At 61.4% G+C, this 17,803-nt stretch carries 23 protein-coding genes; 8 read left to right on the top strand and 15 right to left on the bottom strand.

Translation table 11 applies throughout. The annotated features are described in order from the left end of the window. Positions 1-48 precede the first annotated feature (48 nt). The 3 genes from AC1DVV_RS13235 to rpoH all read left to right on the top strand — a co-directional run bounded on the left by AC1DVV_RS13235 (position 49) and on the right by rpoH (position 2,261). Positions 49-513, top strand: coding sequence for an Mpo1 family 2-hydroxy fatty acid dioxygenase (locus AC1DVV_RS13235; protein ID WP_457282210.1), 465 nt, complete (start codon positions 49-51; stop codon positions 511-513). 69 nt (positions 514-582) lie between these two features. Then, the gene (locus AC1DVV_RS13240) at positions 583-876 is read left to right on the top strand and encodes a hypothetical protein (protein WP_457282211.1); all 294 of its coding nucleotides are present in this window, start codon (positions 583-585) and stop codon (positions 874-876) included. 455 nt (positions 877-1,331) lie between these two features. Then, positions 1,332-2,261 carry an RNA polymerase sigma factor RpoH gene (rpoH, locus tag AC1DVV_RS13245; protein WP_457282276.1) on the top strand — a complete coding sequence of 310 codons (930 nt, stop codon included), beginning with the start codon at positions 1,332-1,334 and terminating at the stop codon, positions 2,259-2,261. Positions 2,262-2,351: 90 nt separating this feature from the next. Here rpoH and AC1DVV_RS13250 read toward each other — a convergent pair whose 3' ends face one another. The 5 genes from AC1DVV_RS13250 to AC1DVV_RS13270 form a co-directional block, all read right to left on the bottom strand. Beyond that, positions 2,352-2,990 carry an SCO family protein gene (locus tag AC1DVV_RS13250; protein ID WP_477702238.1) on the bottom strand — a complete coding sequence of 213 codons (639 nt, stop codon included), beginning with the start codon at positions 2,988-2,990 and terminating at the stop codon, positions 2,352-2,354. Between the two features lie 9 nt (positions 2,991-2,999). Further along, a complete protein-coding gene (gene cyoE / locus AC1DVV_RS13255) occupies positions 3,000-3,917 on the bottom strand; it encodes a heme o synthase (RefSeq protein WP_457282213.1) in 918 nt (305 codons plus the stop codon). 17 nt (positions 3,918-3,934) lie between these two features. Further along, positions 3,935-5,059: a COX15/CtaA family protein gene (locus AC1DVV_RS13260; RefSeq protein WP_477666663.1), complete on the bottom strand. Its 1,125-nt coding sequence runs from the start codon at positions 5,057-5,059 to the stop codon at positions 3,935-3,937. Positions 5,060-5,306: 247 nt separating this feature from the next. Then, positions 5,307-5,939 (bottom strand): SCO family protein, encoded by a 633-nt coding sequence (locus AC1DVV_RS13265; RefSeq protein WP_477666771.1) that lies wholly within the window; start codon positions 5,937-5,939, stop codon positions 5,307-5,309. 101 nt (positions 5,940-6,040) lie between these two features. After that, positions 6,041-6,793 (bottom strand): SURF1 family protein, encoded by a 753-nt coding sequence (locus AC1DVV_RS13270; protein ID WP_457282215.1) that lies wholly within the window; start codon positions 6,791-6,793, stop codon positions 6,041-6,043. An 18-nt stretch (positions 6,794-6,811) separates the two neighbouring features. Between AC1DVV_RS13270 and AC1DVV_RS13275 the strand changes: the two genes are divergently transcribed. Beyond that, the gene (locus AC1DVV_RS13275) at positions 6,812-7,051 is read left to right on the top strand and encodes a twin transmembrane helix small protein (protein ID WP_457282216.1); all 240 of its coding nucleotides are present in this window, start codon (positions 6,812-6,814) and stop codon (positions 7,049-7,051) included. An 84-nt stretch (positions 7,052-7,135) separates the two neighbouring features. On the opposite strand, the gene AC1DVV_RS13280 is transcribed toward AC1DVV_RS13275, so the two are convergent. The 8 genes from AC1DVV_RS13280 to AC1DVV_RS13315 all read right to left on the bottom strand — a co-directional run bounded on the left by AC1DVV_RS13280 (position 7,136) and on the right by AC1DVV_RS13315 (position 13,741). Then, on the bottom strand, positions 7,136-8,053 hold the full coding sequence (locus AC1DVV_RS13280) for a cytochrome c oxidase subunit 3 (RefSeq protein WP_457282217.1): 918 nt from the start codon (positions 8,051-8,053) through the stop codon (positions 7,136-7,138). 78 nt (positions 8,054-8,131) lie between these two features. Beyond that, positions 8,132-8,335, bottom strand: a complete 204-nt coding sequence (locus tag AC1DVV_RS13285) for a DUF2970 domain-containing protein (protein WP_457282218.1) — start codon at positions 8,333-8,335, stop codon at positions 8,132-8,134. 2 nt (positions 8,336-8,337) lie between these two features. Then, on the bottom strand, positions 8,338-8,949 hold the full coding sequence (locus AC1DVV_RS13290) for a cytochrome c oxidase assembly protein (protein ID WP_477666770.1): 612 nt from the start codon (positions 8,947-8,949) through the stop codon (positions 8,338-8,340). Between the two features lie 40 nt (positions 8,950-8,989). Then, positions 8,990-9,103, bottom strand: coding sequence for a cytochrome oxidase small assembly protein (locus tag AC1DVV_RS13295; RefSeq protein ID WP_457282220.1), 114 nt, complete (start codon positions 9,101-9,103; stop codon positions 8,990-8,992). Positions 9,104-9,124: 21 nt separating this feature from the next. After that, positions 9,125-10,759, bottom strand: a complete 1,635-nt coding sequence (gene ctaD, locus AC1DVV_RS13300) for a cytochrome c oxidase subunit I (protein ID WP_477690309.1) — start codon at positions 10,757-10,759, stop codon at positions 9,125-9,127. A gap of 97 nt (positions 10,760-10,856) precedes the next feature. Next, complete coding sequence (coxB, locus tag AC1DVV_RS13305) at positions 10,857-12,032, bottom strand: cytochrome c oxidase subunit II (protein WP_477666769.1); 1,176 nt, start codon at positions 12,030-12,032, stop codon at positions 10,857-10,859. A gap of 136 nt (positions 12,033-12,168) precedes the next feature. Further along, positions 12,169-12,669: a DUF2244 domain-containing protein gene (locus AC1DVV_RS13310; RefSeq protein WP_457282222.1), complete on the bottom strand. Its 501-nt coding sequence runs from the start codon at positions 12,667-12,669 to the stop codon at positions 12,169-12,171. A gap of 169 nt (positions 12,670-12,838) precedes the next feature. Then, positions 12,839-13,741, bottom strand: coding sequence for a methyltransferase domain-containing protein (locus AC1DVV_RS13315; RefSeq protein WP_457282223.1), 903 nt, complete (start codon positions 13,739-13,741; stop codon positions 12,839-12,841). 77 nt (positions 13,742-13,818) lie between these two features. Here AC1DVV_RS13315 and AC1DVV_RS13320 point away from each other — a divergent pair, with 77 nt between their 5' ends. The 3 genes from AC1DVV_RS13320 (at position 13,819) to AC1DVV_RS13330 (ending at position 15,769) form a co-directional block, all read left to right on the top strand. Further along, positions 13,819-14,601, top strand: a complete 783-nt coding sequence (locus tag AC1DVV_RS13320; RefSeq protein WP_457282224.1) for a ComF family protein — start codon at positions 13,819-13,821, stop codon at positions 14,599-14,601. Between the two features lie 174 nt (positions 14,602-14,775). Continuing rightward, positions 14,776-15,258 (top strand): tRNA (cytidine(34)-2'-O)-methyltransferase, encoded by a 483-nt coding sequence (locus AC1DVV_RS13325; RefSeq protein WP_477690307.1) that lies wholly within the window; start codon positions 14,776-14,778, stop codon positions 15,256-15,258. Between the two features lie 190 nt (positions 15,259-15,448). Then, complete coding sequence (locus AC1DVV_RS13330; protein ID WP_457282225.1) at positions 15,449-15,769, top strand: hypothetical protein; 321 nt, start codon at positions 15,449-15,451, stop codon at positions 15,767-15,769. 14 nt (positions 15,770-15,783) lie between these two features. Here the strand turns inward: AC1DVV_RS13330 and AC1DVV_RS13335 are convergent, their stop codons facing one another. Together AC1DVV_RS13335 and AC1DVV_RS13340 are read right to left on the bottom strand one after the other, a co-directional pair. Further along, a complete protein-coding gene (locus AC1DVV_RS13335; RefSeq protein WP_457282226.1) occupies positions 15,784-16,239 on the bottom strand; it encodes a MaoC family dehydratase in 456 nt (151 codons plus the stop codon). Positions 16,240-16,310: 71 nt separating this feature from the next. After that, entirely contained in the window at positions 16,311-16,928 is a 618-nt protein-coding gene (locus AC1DVV_RS13340; protein ID WP_457282227.1) for a nucleotide-binding protein, read from the bottom strand. Positions 16,929-16,999: 71 nt separating this feature from the next. On the opposite strand from AC1DVV_RS13340, the gene kefF reads away from it, so the two are divergent. Further along, complete coding sequence (kefF, locus tag AC1DVV_RS13345; RefSeq protein WP_457282228.1) at positions 17,000-17,803, top strand: glutathione-regulated potassium-efflux system oxidoreductase KefF; 804 nt, start codon at positions 17,000-17,002, stop codon at positions 17,801-17,803.

The raw sequence follows: 17,803 nt of genomic DNA on the forward strand, positions 1-17,803 counted from the left end.
CCTGGCGGAAAATCCGCCCAGAGGCGATCCCCGCCAATGGAGACATACATGAACGACATAGCGGATATTCCCGATACCGTTACCGGGCCGCGCAAGGTTGACCAGCTGTTGGCGCACTACGGCGAAAGCCACCGGAACCCGCGCAACGAACTGATCCACTTCATCGCCATCCCGCTCATCATGCTGAGCCTGGTCGGCATGCTGTTTGCGCTTCACCCCTATATCGCGTATGTGTTCGTCGCGGCCAGCATGGTCTACTACGCGCGCCTGTCGGCGATGTTCTTTATGACCATGGCGGTCTGGTCGGTGCTGTTTCTGGGTCTGGTGTTCGCCATGGGGCCGCTGGTATTGCCGATTTGTATCGGGATTTTTGTGGGCGCCTGGATCCTGCAATTCATCGGCCACAAGATCGAGGGCAAAAAGCCTTCTTTCTTTGAAGATATCCAGTACCTCTGGGTCGGGCCGCTGTTTGTGCTCAGCAAGCTGTTTGGCAAGCTGGGTATACGCTGGTGATCCATCCAGCTTGAAAACACCCGGGCGGCCTCCATCTTGGAGGTTTAAACCTTTTCACAGGTACCTCGCTTGATCAGCAAAATTCTGCGTTTTTTCCTCAAGCTCCTCTTTGGCATCTTCGCGGCTGTGTTTGCCGTCAGCCTGCTGGTCGCAGCCCTGATCGTCGTGGCGCTGAGCCTCCTGAAGTCGCTCGTCACCGGCCGCAAGCCGGCGCCTGCGATGGTGTTTGGCCGCTTCCAGCGCTATTCGCCCCAGGGCATGTGGCCGGGTGGGGCCGCCCAAGGCAACCCGGCCAGCCCCCGTGCCGGCGACGTGGTGGACGTCGAAGTCCGCGAAGTGCGTGACGACAAGCGCCTGCCGTAAATCCATACCTGCAAGCGCCGGTTCAGGTGGCTGGGAACGAAAAGTACGGAACCGCTATTAAATTCGTAGCTGCTTGCGCCCGTCCTACCTGGGTGAAAGGCCAATTTCATTCCATAAAATTGGCCATAAAGCTGATGCACAGCCCACCTGGATTTGGCGTCAAATATGGCTTCAACCCAACAAGAACTTGCGCAGGTAGCTATCAAATAGATAGCAAATCCGCCTTTGGAAGGGCAGCAGCCCCGTACAAATCGATACCGCGCATTTACAAGGCAGAAACCAATCCCCCTGAACCAATGGCCCACAATGCGGCTCATACCAAGGGTTTTCACTTATTAGCCTTGCGCTATCCGAGTCATTGAACCTATTGCTTAGCACTCTCTCCAACAGAGTGCTAATATTTAGCACCAGACGAAAGGAGTCTTGCTGTGTCTTATGCTCTTTCCCCCGCTTCCCTGACCGCTGTCGTGCCGAAATCGGGCGCGTCCACAGCCGTCAACCCCTGGTCGCTGGTGCCCCCGCTGGGCAACCTGGACGCTTATATTTCCGCCGTGAACCGTCTCCCCATGCTCACCCTGGAGCAGGAGCAGGAATTTGCCAAAAATCTCAAGGAAAACAACGATCTCGATTCTGCAGGTAAGTTAGTGCTCTCTCACTTGCGTTTGGTGGTTTCGATTTCGCGCAAATACCTGGGTTATGGCCTGCCGCACGGCGACCTGATCCAGGAAGGCAACATCGGCCTGATGAAGGCGGTCAAGCGCTTCGACCCGGACCAGAACGTGCGCCTGGTGAGCTACGCCATGCACTGGATCAAGGCTGAGATCCATGAGTACATCCTGAAAAACTGGCGCATGGTCAAGGTCGCCACGACCAAGGCCCAGCGCAAGCTGTTTTTCAACCTGCGCTCGATGAAGCAAGGCTACAAGGACGACGCCGACGTGGCGACGCACCGCGACACGCTGACTGAAGGCCAAATTGATTCGATGGCCAAGACGTTGAACGTCAAGCGCGAGGAAGTCATCGAGATGGAGCAGCGCATGTCGGGCGGCGACGTGCTGCTGGACCCAAGCCCGAGTGACGACGGCGAAGACGCCTTTGGCCCGATCGCTTACCTGGCCGACGCCACGCAAGAGCCGACGGCATTGATGGAGTCGCGCCAGCGCGACAACCTGGCTTCAGACGGCATCACTGCTGCGCTGGAAGATCTCGACCCGCGTTCACGCCGCATTGTGGAAGAGCGCTGGCTCAAGGTGAACGACGACGGTTCAGGCGGCATGACGCTGCACGACCTGGCCGACGAGTACAAGGTCAGCGCCGAGCGGATCCGCCAGATTGAGGTGGCGGCCATGAAGAAGATGAAGAAGGTGCTGGCCGCCTACGCGTAAAACCCGCAGGCTTACGCTCTTTCAAAAAGCCCGCGCAGCAATGTGCGGGCTTTTTCCTTTTCCGGTTGCAGCCGTGCGGAACGGATTCGCTCAGGACTTGAGCAACAGGCGGATGTCGGACGCCAGCGCCTCAGCGCCGCTGCCGTAGCGGTTGTAAAGACGGATACGCCCCTGGCCGTCGAAGATATAGCTGCCGGCGGAATGGTCCATGGTGTAGCTGCCCGGCGTTTTGCCGTCGACTTTTTTGTAATACACCTTGAAGTCCTTGGCGACCTGGGGCAATTGGTCGAGCGTGGGCCGCAGCGCCACAAAGGTCGGGTCGAAATTGCCCATGTAGGCCTTGAGCAGTTCGGGCGTATCGCGTTCCGGGTCGACCGTGATGAAGATTGCCTGCAGCTTGTCGCCATCGGTGCCCAGCAGTTTCTTGACCTGCGCCAGCTCGGCCATGGAGGTCGGGCAGACGTCGGGGCACTGCGTGAAGCCGAAGAACACCACCACCACCTTGCCGGCAAAGTCTTTCAGCGTGCGCACCTGGCCATTGTGGTCGGCCAGCGTAAAGCCCTGCGCGTAGTCGGCGCCGGTGAGGTCAATGCTCTTGAACTGAGGTTTGTCCGGTGCGCATGCAGTAAAAATGCCTGCAGCACCCACTGCAAAAGCGCAGACAGCTATTGTTTTAATAGCAGATCGGCGAACGGGTGAGGCAGCCCGGGGCGTGCTGTGGGACTTCATGGTGGGAGCCTAGAGATAGTGGTCAAGCAGCAGCGCTGCGAACAGCACCGAAAGATGAATCAGCGAAAACCGGAAGGTCTTGCGTGCCAGCGCGTCGGAGTAGTTGCGCCACAGGCGAAAGCCATACCAGCTGAAGCCGATGCTGAGCGCGACAGCGGCAACGAGGTAAGGCCAGCCGCTCATCTTGAAGATAAACGGCATCAGGCAGGCGGGGAACAATACCAGCGTGTAGAGGAACACCTGCAGGCGCGTGAACTCATTGCCGTGCGTCACGGGCAGCATGGGCAGGCCTGACTTGCGGTAGTCTTCCACGCGGTAGAGCGCCAGCGCCCAGAAGTGCGGCGGCGTCCAGAGGAAGATGATCAAAAAGAGGATCAACGCCTCCGGGCCGACCGAACCCGTCATGGCAGCCCAGCCCAGCACCGGCGGCATGGCGCCTGAAGCGCCGCCGATCACGATGTTCTGCGGCGTCAACGGCTTCAAGATCACGGTGTAGACCACCGCATAACCGATGAAGGTGGCAAAAGTCAGCCACATGGTGAGCGGGTTCACCCACACATAAAGAATCCACGAACCGAGGGCGCACAGTGCGGCCGAAAAAGACAGCGTGAGCGGATTGCTGAGCTCGCCCTTGGCGGTGGGCCGCCAGGCGGTGCGCCGCATGCGCGAGTCAATCTGCTGCTCGACCAGGCAGTTGAAGGCGGCGGCAGCCCCAGCCACCAGCCAGATGCCGGCGCAGGCGATCAGCGCGAGCCGGACATCCGGCCACGACGGAACACCGGGAACGGCCAGTACCATGCCGATCAAAGCGCAAAACACGATGAGTTGCACCACGCGCGGCTTGGTCAGCGCATAAAACTGCGCGAAACGGGAGGGCGCGCGGGGCAAGGCCGGAGCCGGTGCGGCGGAGGGAGTACTGGGGTTCATGGAAAGTCGCTAGGCATTCAATTTTGACGCATATGGCGTAGGGGGCCGCTGCGGCTGGAAAAGACCACGCCGCTGAGCACAATGACAAGGGCCGCGGCACCGCCGGTATGCATGACCGCGGCGAGCAAAGGCCAGCCCAGCACGGCGTTGCTGATGCCCGTGACGGCCTGCAGCAGTATGAGCCCGGCCAGCCAGCGCGCCGATGTGCGAAACGCGGGCACGCGGTGCAGGCACAAGGCAAGCGCCAGAAACACGGCAAACACGAGATAGGCCACCAGGCGGTGCACATAGTGAATGGCGGTGAGCGCCTCAAAGCTGATATTGGCGCCGTCATGGCCCGCACCGAGTTCGCGCCACAGCGTGAAGCCCTGGCGGAAGTCCATGGCCGGCCACAGCGATCCCTGGCAACCCGGAAAGTCCGTGCAGGCCAATACGGCGTAGTTGGTGCTGACCCAGCCGCCGAGAGCAATCTGCACCCAGAGCAGCACGAAGGCTGCGATCACAGCACGCCGCAGGCCGGCAGAAATATCCGTGGCGCTGACGCCCTGCGCTTGCGCATAACGCACCGCCTGCGCGCGCAACAAGGCCAGCAGAACCAGGCCGCCCAACAGATGCAACGTGACGATGGCCGGAAACAACTTCATGGTCACAGTGAGCGCGCCGAACGCGCCCTGCAGGCACACCCAGATCAGCGTGACAGCAGGCCACCAGAATGAGACCGGTGTGCGCTTGCGCTCCAGCCAGCTTGTCACCGCGAGCGTAAGAATAAGCACGCCAACGCCGGTCGCCAGATAGCGGTGGATCATCTCGATCCAAGCCTTGGAATGCGTGACTGGGCCGGTCGGCATCGCAGTCTGCGCAGCTTCGATGTGCATCTGGGCGCCAACCGGACTCGCGCTGCCGTAGCAACCAGGCCAGTCGGGGCATCCCAAACCGGAGTCAGTGAGCCGCGTGAACGCGCCGAAGATCACCAGATCAAACGTGAGGAACAGCGTCACCAGCGTCAGCACCCGCAAGCGTTGCGCCACCGGGGCATTCTTGTTGTGTACCCACACCCAGGCCAGCGGCCCGAGCGCCACCACCAGCCCCATGATCATCAGGCGCAGGGCAGGACTCAAGTCGTAAAGATTTTGCGCGGCCATGATTGATTAATGAAAACTGGAGCCCGCAACGCCCTGGAGGTATCCAACCAAGCAGGGGCCGCGGGACTGGCTTTGCCAGACCGCAGGCGCAGCGGCCCCCTCGGGGGCAGGGAGCTACACGCAGTGAGCGACCGTGGGGGCTCTTCACACAAGCAGGGGCCGCGGAACCGGCTTTGCCAGACCGCAGGCGCAGCGGCCCCCTCGGGGGGCAGCGCATTACACGAAGTGAAAAGCGTGGGGGCCATATTCACCTTCCCTCTTTGTCCCAGCTGCTGGAGGCACGCAGGAGACGCTCCAGGTCGCGCTTGGCCTTGGCGGCTGCGGGGACGTCCATGTCGGCCGGGAAACGCATCATCCAGTTGCCGATGGGGTCGACCAGATAGAGATGATCCTCCAGCCGCTGGCCCGCAGCGGGCTCCAGCCACTTCGCGAGTTCAGCTGGCGCCACACGCAGCACCGCCGACGAAGCCAGCGCGGGGAGCAAGGCATCACGCACCGGCACTTCGTCCACCACCAGCCAGACACGGTCCAGGCGCTCTTTTTCCTTGCCGAGGGACTCGCGCAGCTGGCGCTGGAAATACAGGTTCTGCTCGCACTGCGCACCGCAGGCGCCGCCGGCCACACTGATGAGCAGCCACTGGTCCTTCAGCGCCTTCAGCGTGCCGGTTCGGCCGTCGAGCGAGCGCGTGGCCAGCGGCGGCAGCGGACGCTGCGGGTCAATCAACTCACCAAAGTTGCGGCGGCCTTCGGGCCGGATCAGGTAGTAGGTGACGTAAGACGCGATGACCGGCGCCGCGCACACCAGCAGCACGGCCAGCATTTTCCAGCGGCCTGCCACGGTGCTGGGTGCGCGCGTACTGGACTGGTCCAGCACGGGCATGGCATGCACGGTCAGGCCCAGGGGCTGGTCTTGCAGTCCGGCTGCAGCAGCGTGGACGGGAGGAGTATCAGGGGTATGAGGGGTAGCAGGCGTATCGTTTGTCACGGCAATTGATCGCGGCGTTTGCCGCGCATGTGGGTACGAAAAGGAAGGACCAGCTGAAACCAGCCATACAAAAGAACCACCAGGCCGCAAAGGCCGAACCACTGGAAGGCATAACCGTAGTGCTTGTCCACGCCCAGGTTGGGCGCAGCCCACTCGCGCAGCAGGCCTTCGCTGGGCGCACCGGTCTGCAGCAATGAGACATCCAGCAGCGGCAGGCCGGTTTGCGCCCGGAAAGCAGGCAAGTCGAGATTTTGCCGTATGCGCCCACTCTCGGTACCCTGGAACTCATAGAGCCTGGAAGGCGGCGGGGCCATACGGCCCTCAACCGTCACGATGCCTGGCGGCGTTGAAACATCCGGCAGGCGTGTGCGGTCGGCAAAGTTGCGCGGCACCCAGCCACGCTGCACCAGAATGGCCTGCTGGCTGCCTTCCAGCAGCAACGGTGTTACCACCAAAAAACCCGTCTTGCCGCTCATGGGCCTGTTGTCGAGATACACGGTGTGCTCGGCGCGCCAGCTTCCCTTGAGCATGGCGGGCCGGTGAATGTCATCAGCGAGGTTTTGGCTGGCAAGCAGTGAACGCACATCCAGCGCGGGAAGCCGTCCTTTGGAATCGACGGCGGCCTGCAGCGCTTCTTTTTGCGCGGCGCGGCGCAGCTGCCATTGCCCCAGCGAAAAAGTCGTGCCGGCAACCACCAGTGCGGCCACCGTGAGAATCCAGAAGCGCGGGGAGTGCAAAGCACGTGTCATGAGCCGATAATCCTGTTCATGACTTACCTGATCGCACTGGCGTTTATCGCCATTTTTGCCAGCCTGGCCTCCGCATTGTTTTTCATGCTCAGGGGCGGCAAGGGCAGTGAAGGCGCCGAAAGCAGCAAACGCAAAAACAGCAACATGGCGCGCGCACTGGCGTTCCGTATCGGGTTTTCGGTTTTGCTGTTTGTCTGCATTCTGATTGCGTGGAAGCTCGGTTATATCCAGCCTACCGGCATCCCCGCTGGTAAATAAAAAACCACTGCGGGTGGCGGAATAAAGAACAAAGGCCGCATCAAGCGGCCTTTGGTTGAGCGGCCTGAGCCGCTGTTGGTTCCCTTACAACCAGTACACCAGGATGTAGAGGCCCAGCCACACCACATCCACAAAGTGCCAGTACCAGGCAGCGCCTTCAAAGCCGAAATGCTTTTCAGGGGTGAAATGGCCTTTGTGCAGGCGCAGCGTGATGAACAGCAGCATCAGCATGCCGACAAACACGTGGAAGCCATGAAAACCCGTGAGCAGGAAGAAGGTCGAGCCGTAGACACCGGACGACAGCTTCAGGTTCATCTCGTGATAGGCATGGAAGTACTCATAGCCCTGCACGAACAGGAAGACCACGCCGAGCGCAACCGTCGCCCACATGAAAGCGATGGTGCGGGCACGCTTGCCTTCAATCAGCGCGTGGTGGGCGATGGTGATGGTGACACCGGAGCTCAGCAGCAGTGCCGTATTGACCGTTGGCAGGGAGCCCATGATGCTGGCCCAGATGCCGCCGCCGATCGCCAGCGGCTTCATGGCGGTAAACGCTTCGACGATGTCGGCGGGCGATGTCGTGGCGCCGGGCACGATAGAGGGCCAGGCCGCCTTGAAATCAGGCCAGAGCAGCGCGTTTTCCAGGCTGCCCAGTGCGGGCAAGGAGTGCGAGCGGGCCCACCACAATGCAGTGAAGAAAGCGCCGAAGAACATCACTTCCGAAAAAATGAACCAGCTCATGCTCCAGCGGAAGGACATGTCGATCTTGCGGCCGTACATGCCGCCTTCGCTTTCGGCGATGGACTGGCTGAACCAGCGGAACAACGTGACCAACCACCACACCATACCGAAGGCCAACGACCATTTGCCCCAGTCGGCGCCATTGATCCACTGGCCGGCGCCCAAGATGACAAAAAACAGGCCAATAGATGCCATCACCGGATGGCTCGATGGGCTGGGGACGAAGTAGTGGGGGGTTGACCCGTGGGTTGCTGATGACATCGCTCGACTCCTGTTTTTCTCTCGAATTTCCAATAATCTTTTAACTTGTACCGTGGGGCATTGTGAGGATGCCGCGCTTTAGCGCGCGACCATCCACTTCGCCAGCAGCACCAGGACTGCGACAAACACGACCACGGCAATCAGCCCCACCACAATGATGTGGAGAGGGCTCAAATTCTTCACGTCTTCTTCGTAGTCGCCGCGTGCACGCAGGCCTACAAAGGACCAGGCCACAGCCTTGACCGTGCGCCAAAAAGAGGGTTTGCGGGGGGTTGCGGCCATGCTCATGCGCCTGCCTGTTTTTCAGGTGGCACGGCGGCAGTCGTTGCCTTGGGCGTGACGGGCGCAGCCGGCGTCTTGCCGCCCACTTCAAAGAAGGTGTAGGACAGCGTGATCGTGCTCACGTCTTTCGACAGTTTCGGGTCGATCACGAAGGCCACGGGCCACTGCTTTTTCTCACCGGGCGCCAGGGTGTACTGGCTGAAGCAGAAGCACTCAAGCTTGTTGAAATGCGCACCGGCCTGCGCGGGAGCGTAGCTGGGGATGGCCTGGGCGGACATGGTCCGGTCCTGCACATTCTGGAATTCGTACATCACAGTGGTCAGCTCGCCCGGGTGAACCTGCAGCGTGTTCTGCGCGGGCTTGAAATGCCAGGGGCCGCGCGTGTTCGCATCAAACTCAACCGTGATGGTGCGCGTGCGGTCTACCTGCGTATTGGCCGGCAAATTGGGCGTCGCACCAGGGATCTGGCGGTCGGACAGGGCCAGCACGTTGATGCCGGTCATCTCGCAAATCGCCTTGTAGATGGGCACCAGCGCATAACCGAAGCCGAACATGCCGAGCACGATCACGGCCAGCTTGCCCATCATGTTGAAGTTTTCGCGCTTGAGCCGCATCACATCGGTACTGGTTTGAGATTGAGGTCGACCTGGCGGCTCAATGGCTCAGGAAAATCATCTTGGCCATGAAGCCGGCAAAAAAGACCAGAGCGACCGAAGCCAGTATCAGGGCCAGCCTCAGGTTGCTCTTCTTTTGTTCGGGTGTCGTCATGGCGATTACCGTTGAGTTCAATCAGCCGATCACGCGGGTTGCCGAGGCATCCAGCTTGGGCGGCGTTTCGAAGGTGTGGAAAGGCGCGGGAGAAGGAACTTCCCACTCGAGGCCTTCGGCGCCCTTGCCGCCTTCGTCCACCCAGGGATTCTGCCTGGCAGGTGCGCCCTTGCCGCGCATCGTGGGGACCACGATGAACAGGAAGAAGTACAGCTGGGCAAATCCGAAGAAGAACGCGCCCACGCTGGCCACGGCATTGAAATCCGCGAACTGCATGGGGTAGTCGGCATAGCGGCGCGGCATGCCGGCCAGGCCCAGGAAGTGCATCGGGAAGAAGGTCACGTTGAAGGAAATCAGCGACCACCAGAAGTGGATCTTGCCGCGGGTTTCGTTGTACATGACGCCGGTCCATTTGGGCGACCAGTAGTAGTAGCCGGCAAACAGGGCGTAGAGCGAACCAGCCACCAGCACGTAGTGGAAGTGAGCCACCACGTAATAAGTGTCCTGCAACTGCGTGTCGATCGGTGCGACCGAAAGGATCACGCCCGTCAGGCCGCCGATGGTGAACACGAAGATGAAGCCCACCGCAAACAGCATGGGGGTTTCAAAGGTCATGGAGCCGCGCCACATCGTGGCGATCCAGTTGAACACCTTCACGCCCGTGGGCACGGCGATCAGCATGGTGGAGTACATGAAGAACAGCTGGCCCGTAACCGGCATGCCGGTGGTGAACATGTGGTGCGCCCACACAACGAAGCTCAGGATGGCGATGGAGCCGGTGGCGTACACCATGGAGGCGTAGCCAAACAGGCGCTTGCGCGAGAAAGCCGGGATGATCTGGCTGATGATGCCGAAGGCCGGCAAGATCATGATGTAAACCTCGGGGTGGCCGAAGAACCAGAAGATGTGCTGGTACATCACCGGGTCGCCGCCGCCGGCGGGGTTGAAGAAGCTGGTGCCGAAGTGGCGGTCAGTCAGCGTCATGGTGATGGCGCCTGCGAGCACCGGCATCACGGCGATCAGCAGGTAGGCGGTGATCAGCCAGGTCCAGCAGAACATCGGCATCTTCATCAGCGTCATGCCGGGAGCGCGCATGTTGAGGATGGTGACGATGATATTGATCGAACCCATGATGGACGAAGCACCCAGGATGTGCATCGCAAAAATACCGGCGTCCATGGACGGGCCCATTTGCAACGTGAGCGGCGCGTAGAGCGTCCAGCCCGCGGCGGGTGCGCCACCAGGCATGAAGAACGACCCCACCAGCATGATGCCGGCCGGGATCAACAGCCAGAAGCTGAAGTTGTTCATGCGGGCAAAAGCCATATCGGCCGCGCCGATCTGCAACGGGATCATCCAGTTGGCGAAACCCACGAAGGCCGGCATGATGGCGCCGAACACCATGATCAGGCCATGCATGGTGGTGAGCTGGTTGAACAGTTCGGGGTTGACCAGTTGCAGGCCGGGCTGGAACAGCTCGGCGCGGATCAGCAGGGCCAGCACGCCACCGAACATCAGCATGAAGAAACTGAACAACAGGTACAGCGTGCCAATATCCTTGTGGTTGGTCGCAAAGACCCAGCGACGCCAGCCCGTCGGGGCATGGTGATCGTGGTCATCATGTGCGTGATCGTGATGGTCTAGAACTGCACTCATCTTGGCTTCCTTTGGTGGCTTGTGCCTGTAGCTTGTCTTTTGCGGCCGGCAAGGTCACGCCGGCGAAATGATGGAATCTGCGGGTAACGCCTGAGGCTTACTTGCGAGCCGCCTGTATTTCAGCGGGCTGGACGATCTGGCCGGTCTGGTTGGACCAGTTGTTCTTGGAGTAGCTGATCACGGCGGCGAGATCGGTGTCGCTCAGCGCCTTCCAGGAAGGCATGGCGCCACCGGCGGCCCCATTGAGCACGGTCTGAATCTGCTTCTTGTGGTCTGCGTCGAGAACAATCGGCGAGCCGTCCAGCGGCTTGATCGGGCCAGCGCCCTTGCCGTTGGCCTGGTGGCAGGCAGCGCAATTGGCAGCGTACACTTTTTCGCCGCGCGCCTTCAGGTCAACCAGCGTCCAGACCTTGGAAGGATCATCCGCCTTGGCTGCGGCTTCCTTGGCCTTGACAGCCACCCATGCGCTGTAATCGGCTGCGGACACAACCTTCACGTGGATAGGCATGTACGCATGCTCCTTGCCGCAAAGCTCCTGGCACTGGCCGTAGAAGTCGCCGACTTGTTCGGCACGGAACCAGGTGTCGCGCACAAAGCCGGGAATCGCATCCTGCTTGATGCCGAATGCCGGCACCGCGAAGGCGTGGATCACGTCGCTGGCGGTAGTGATGATGCGGATTTTCTTGTTGACGGGAACAACCAGCGGGTTGTCGACCTTGAGCAGGTAGTTGTCGGGAGCTTCGCCGGCCTTGGGGCCGCCGTTGTCGGACATTTCGCGGTGCGTGTTGTCGAGTGTGGAGACAAAGCCGATGCCTTCGCCTTCACCCTTGATGTAGTCGTAGCCCCATTTCCACTGGATGCCGGTGGCCTTGATGGTGAGGTCGGCGGCGGTGGTGTCCTTCTGGGCGACCAGCACCTTGGTGGCCGGCAGGGCCATGGCGATCACGATGATGAAGGGGACGATGGTCCAGGCAATTTCAACAGCGGTAGATTCGTGGAAATTGGCCGATTTGTGGCCGACCGACTTGCGGTGTTTCAGGATGGAATAGAACATCACCCCGAAAACAGCCACAAAAATCACGAGGCAGATGGCCATCATGAACCAATGCAGCCACTGCTGCTCTTCGGCAATTTTGGTCACGGCCGGGTGCAAATTCAGCTGATTGACGGCCGGGCCGCCCTTCAGGTCGTTGACGGCGTAAGCGGCGGTGCTGACCCAGGCGGCCGCAGATGCCAGAATTGCGCCTGCATGCTGCATGCCAAGCCGTGTCATTTTGCTCATGGTGTTGCTTACGTTCATCGTGATCACTTTTTCTGCTTCAATTACCGACCAAATTAACCGGCTGATTATAAAGTTAGCGGCAAGCCCTCCTGCCGCACCTGAACTGACACAAGTCTTTCAGGAACTGTCAAACACTCCGCAACGCCATGCGAATCTCTCGGGCCAGCGCGGGCCGCAGCTCTGGCCGCACATGCCGCCCGACCTGGACAGACCGCCCCTGCCCGGACACCTCAATCAGCGACCCATCCCCATCCCTGGGCTCGATCCGGACCCATTCGCGGTTGAATTCAGCCCGCTCCGTGCGCCCTGCCGTTTCCAGCTCCACCACCAGCCGCTCGCCCTGCAGGACGATTTTTTCACCGTCGCCCGCATGCCTGGCATACGCCACAAAAGCAGCCCCCACCGCTATCAGCTCGATCCAGGCAAAAGGCATCACCATGGTGGCACCCTGCAGCCAGAAAAATCCGGCAATACCCAGTGAAACACCGCACAAAGACACATACAGCCAGCCCAACTGGGCCGGTGTGAGTGAACAGTGACGCTTGAGAAGCCACAGCACAGCATCGTGGCTGTAGGCGCCCTGTGCGGGCAAGGTGGCAAAACGAAACGCTGGTGTTGGCTGCAGCATGTGGCAACCCTCAAAAAAACTGCGGTTAACGCTGGGCATTGACCGCATGAGGCTTGGGAACATACCCAAAAATTCAGCTTTGAATTGTAGCCGGGTTTACCTTGCCGCCCCTTCTGAAAACCCGTCAACACCAGGGATTGGGAGCGCCTGCGCAACACCTGCCGGGCACCTAGCCGCCAGAGCGCTGGCCCTGCAGCATGCTGCGCATATCGGCGACCGACACCGCGCTGAGCGGACTGACCTTGATCCGCGGCGGCGCCTTGAGCGCGTGGCCATAAATGATTTCAAAGGTGAGGCAGAGCCGCCCGTCTTCGCCCCTGACGAGATGGCGGGACAGCGCACTTTCAAGCTGCGCCTTCCAGGCCCGGCCCCTCAGGGAAGAAAACCGCGCCGGGTGAAAATTGCGGCCCAGCTCCCTGATGTCTTCCAGCAGCCGCGCCGAGGTCGCATAGGTGAGGGTGATGCGCTCCATGTCCATCACGGGTTCGGCAAACCCCGTCTGCACCAGCATATCGCCCCAGTCATGCATGTCTGTCAGTTCATGCCCGGCCGGCGGCCAGCCCAGTTGCGCATAAACCTCGCGCAACTCCTTCGCGGTATCCGGGCCCAGGCAGGAAAACATCAGGAAACCGTCTACCTTCAGCGTTTGGTGCCAGTGCGCCAGCAGGGCCTGCGGGTCGGCCGATTCGTGCAGCGCCATGTTGGCCCAGAGCATGTCGGCAGTTCCTGCCGGTGGCGCCTCAAAGCGTATGGGAGCCGCCAGCCAACGGCGCGGATTCCACCACGGTTTTGCTATATTTTTGATAGCTTCTTGCGCACGTCCAGAGCTGCTTTCAACCACAAAACACCTTGATTTTGGGTAGGCCTCGGCCAGTTTTTCCTGCGCCTGGATCCCTCCGCGCAATGCTCCCCAGTGCACCCACGCACGCGGCTGCAGCTTGATCCATTGCAACCGGTCCATCATGCGCCGCGCCACTTCTTCATGAAGCCACGGCGAGGCCAGTGGAGCGGTGCGGTCCCAGCGGCTGACGGCAATCGGGTCGAGCGTGGGTGGGCGCTGTGTAGGGGTCATGGAAGGGAGCAAAGAGGGCAAAGGAAGCGCGGGGCCCGCCGAGGCAAGCGGGGAAGGTACGCGAGTATATTGACACGGTGTTCACACGCCTGCTTGCTCCCGCCACATTCCCGTCCCGGCCGACCGGCCGCTTTGGCGGCTTCCCCGGCCTGGCCAGCCAGTGCGCTGTATGCCGCAGCTGGCCGGCGCGCCAGGTGTGCGGCGCCTGCGTGGCCCGGTTTGCCTTGGCCGTCCCGCGTTGCCCCCGCTGCGCTCTCGCCCTGCCCGGCGACCTTTCCATGGGTCTTCGGGTTGGGCCGCAGCCCTGCGGCGCCTGTGTCAGCCATCCGCCGCCTCTGGACGGCGCCTTTGCCGCGGTGCACTATGCCTACCCTTGGTCCGCCCTGATTGCGGGCTACAAATTCGGCGAGCAGCACGGCTGGGCCGCTTTTTTTGCCAACCTGCTGGCCCAGTCGCCGGGCGTAGCCGGGCTCATGGCAGAACTGACCCCCGGCGACTGGATCGTTCCGGTGCCGCTGTCGGCGGAGCGCCTGCAGGTGCGCGGCTTCAACCAGGCCTGGGAGTTGTGTGTGGCACTGGCCCGACGAACACGCACGCAAGGCCAGACCGATGCCAGGCTGCTGCTGCGGGTAAAGCACACGCGCCCGCAAAGCCAGCTCAAACGCAAGGACCGGCTGGCCAACGTCAAGGGCGCTTTCCAGGTGGATCCGCTGCGCACGGGGGAATTGCAGGGACGGCGCGTGGTGCTGGTGGATGACGTAATGACCAGCGGTGCCTCGCTGTATACGGCCGCACAGGCCTTGCGGGATGCGGGCGCCGCACACGTTAGCGCCGTTGTCCTTGCGCGAACCGAGCAATAGCCCCCACGCTCCCCACTGCGTGTGGTTCGCTGCCCCCCGAGGGGGCGCTGCGCCTGCGGTCTGGCAAAGCCAGTCCCGCGGCCCCGGCTGGCCAGGAACCCCATGCGCACCTATAGCTGGAATAACGACAAGGCGGCCATAGGAACCGGGCTCGCGCCGCACGACAATCCAGCCATGTTCAATATTGTTCTGGTCGAGCCTGAGATCCCCCCCAACACCGGCAATGTCATCCGGCTGGCAGCCAATACCGGCTGCCGGCTGCACCTGGTGGAACCGCTGGGGTTTTCGATGGACGACAAACACATGCGCCGGGCGGGGCTCGATTACCACGAGTACGCCCAGGTGCTGCGGCATCTCAGCTGGCAAGCCTTCCTCGAAAGTGAGCAACCACCCTCCGACAGGCTCTTCGCCATGACCACACACGGCTCCGCCAGCGTCTATGACACGCGCTTCCTGCCCGGCGACTGGCTGGTTTTCGGCGCCGAAACCCGCGGCCTGGCGCCAGAGTTACGTGAATCCTTTGCGCCACCGCAGCGCCTCAAAGTGCCCATGCTGCCGGGCCAGCGCAGCCTGAACCTCTCCAACACCGTGGCCGTTACCGTGTTTGAGGCCTGGCGGCAAAACGGGTTTTCAGGGTCGCCCGGCACGCCTGGATGAGACATATGTCCGCTTTTGCCAACCTTTGGACTGGCCCCCCCTTGCCAGGATCTAAGTAAAAACCCTAAACTCCAATCCTTCAAGCCTAAAGTTCTCGCTGCAGGCCCGAACGTGCGGATTGCCACTACCCGGCCCTTCCTGCGTTATCCCTTCCCACCGCCCAGTCCACAAGACTGGAAGGAAAAACACAGTGAATATGGTCATCCAGCGTATTTTCGGCAACAGCACGTCCCGCCTTTCCAGCACCGCCAAAGCAGCCAACCGGCTCTCGGTCGAACAGATCCAGGAAAGCCTGCGCACCCTTTTGCATGATTGCGAAGATCCGCGCACCCCGCGGGTGATCTACAAGATCAACCTGGCCAAAACGCCCTCCGACCTGTGGCTGCTGCGCAGCGACCTGCACCAATGCATCGCACATGCGCACTCCCAGACGGAAGCCGCCGAACGCATCAATGGCCTGATCGGTGTTTTTGAGGGCTGGCTGCCGGCCAGCCAGCTGACGCGCATCTAGCGCCAGCGGCACATTCAGGGGTATCGCCGCACCAGCGATTCCGCCACGCACACCGGCTTGGGCGAGCCTTCGCGTTCCACGGTCACTTCCCAGGTCATTTGCATGCCGGCGTTGTCAATCGCCTCGGCAGCCAGCAGCTTCATGCGTGCCCGCAGACGGCTGCCGACGGGCACCGGCGCGGTAAATCGCACCTTGTTGAGCCCGTAATTCACGCCCATGCGCGAGCCGGTAATCTCAAACGACGACTCGAAAAAACGCGGCAGCAGTGACAAGGTCAGGAACCCATGGGCGATCGGCCCGCCGAACGGGCCGGCCGCCGCCTTTTCAGGGTCCACATGAATCCACTGGTGGTCGCCCGTCGCTTCGGCAAACAGGTTGACCTGTTGCTGCGTGATGGTGATCCAGTCGCTGACGGCGACTTCCTGGCCGGTGCAGGCGGCCAGGTCGGCCAGGGTTTCAAAGGTTTTCATGCCGCCACTGTAGCGACACATAGGGGCACGGCATGTCGGCTCAGCGACAAACCGGCGCGATGCTCAGAGGTTCAGCGGTCAAGCCACCGGCAGATGCCCTGCCACTGTTCCATGTCTTTTTCAACACGGCTGGGTGCCACGTCAAACACCGTGAGCCCCCGCGCGGCCAGGTGAATGTAGTTCTGCGTGTCGCGCAGGTAGCCCAGCACCGGCAAACCCAGCCCCTCAACGAAACTGCGCAGCTTGTCGGCGGCAATCGTGCGTGAATCCACGCGCATGCCGACAATGCCCACCTGCATCTTGCCGGCGTGCTTGTGTTCGGCCAGCTGGTCCAGGAAGGTGCGCGTGGCAAAGATGTCGAAGACGCTGGGCTGCAGCGGCACGATGACCTTGTCGGCCAGCTTCAAGACATCGTTAAAGCGCGAGCCATGCAACCCGCCGGGCGTGTCGAGCACCACATGCGTCGTGCCCTTGGGGGGTTTGACGATCAGGTCTGCATTCACATCCCAGGTGGCAATCGGCCGGGCGGCGGGCGGCCGCAGCCCCAGCCACAACCGTGAAGACTGCTGCCGGTCGGCGTCTCCCAGCATGACCGCATGGCCCTGGCTGGCAAAGTATCCGGCAACGTTGGTGGCCAGCGTCGTTTTGCCGACGCCCCCCTTCGGATTGGCGATCACAACCACGGGCATGCGAATCTCCTCGGTTTGGAACTTGTCGTTCCTGGGAACTCTTGGTCTTGCTTTTCCGCTATGGTAACGGCATGGACACAGTTCTCACAACCACTGATAAATCGGCGGGCAGCACGGCAAATCCAGATATTTATGTCATTGCGGCCCATCCTGCCTGGCGAGAATCACGGGTCAACCGCCCGCTGATGGAGGCCGCGAAGGCCCTGCCGCGTGTCCAGGTGCAGGATCTGTACTCGAGCTATCCCGACTACGCCATCGACGTGCCCAAAGAGCAGGCCGCCCTGGAACGCGCGCAACTGGTGGTACTGCTCCACCCCATGCATTGGTACTCGATGCCCGCGCTGCAAAAGCTCTGGCTGGACGATGTACTCACCTACGGCTGGGCCTACGGCGAAGGTGAGGAGGAAGGCGCAAAAGGCCGGGCACTGCAGGGTAAGGACCTGTGGCTGGTCGCCACCACAGGCGGCCCCGAAACGTCCTATCACCCACAAGGCTACAACCGCTACTTTTTTGATGCCTTCCTGCCGCCGTACGAGCAAAGCGCCGCGCTGTGCGGCATGCGATTTTTGCCGCCTCTGGTGTTGCACGGCGCCCACAGCGTTGACAGGCAAACCGTTGCCGATCACATCGCAACCTTCCGCCAGCGCCTGCAAAGCTACCCCGACTGGCCCGAGCTGGAAGACCTGGAGCAATGCGCCGCCTGCGTGGTTCCGATGAAGGATCGGCCTGCGCCAGAAGCTGCGGCCGACTTGCCGAACGGACACGCTGCGCGGCTGGCCGTCGGGCCGCCCCAAGGCCAGGCAGCCCCTATTGAAAGTGAAAGGGGCAGCGTAACGCCGAAGGCACACGGAGTGAAAAGCGTGGGGGCTAGATAA

The organism is Polaromonas sp. P3_B4, from assembly GCF_056402835.1.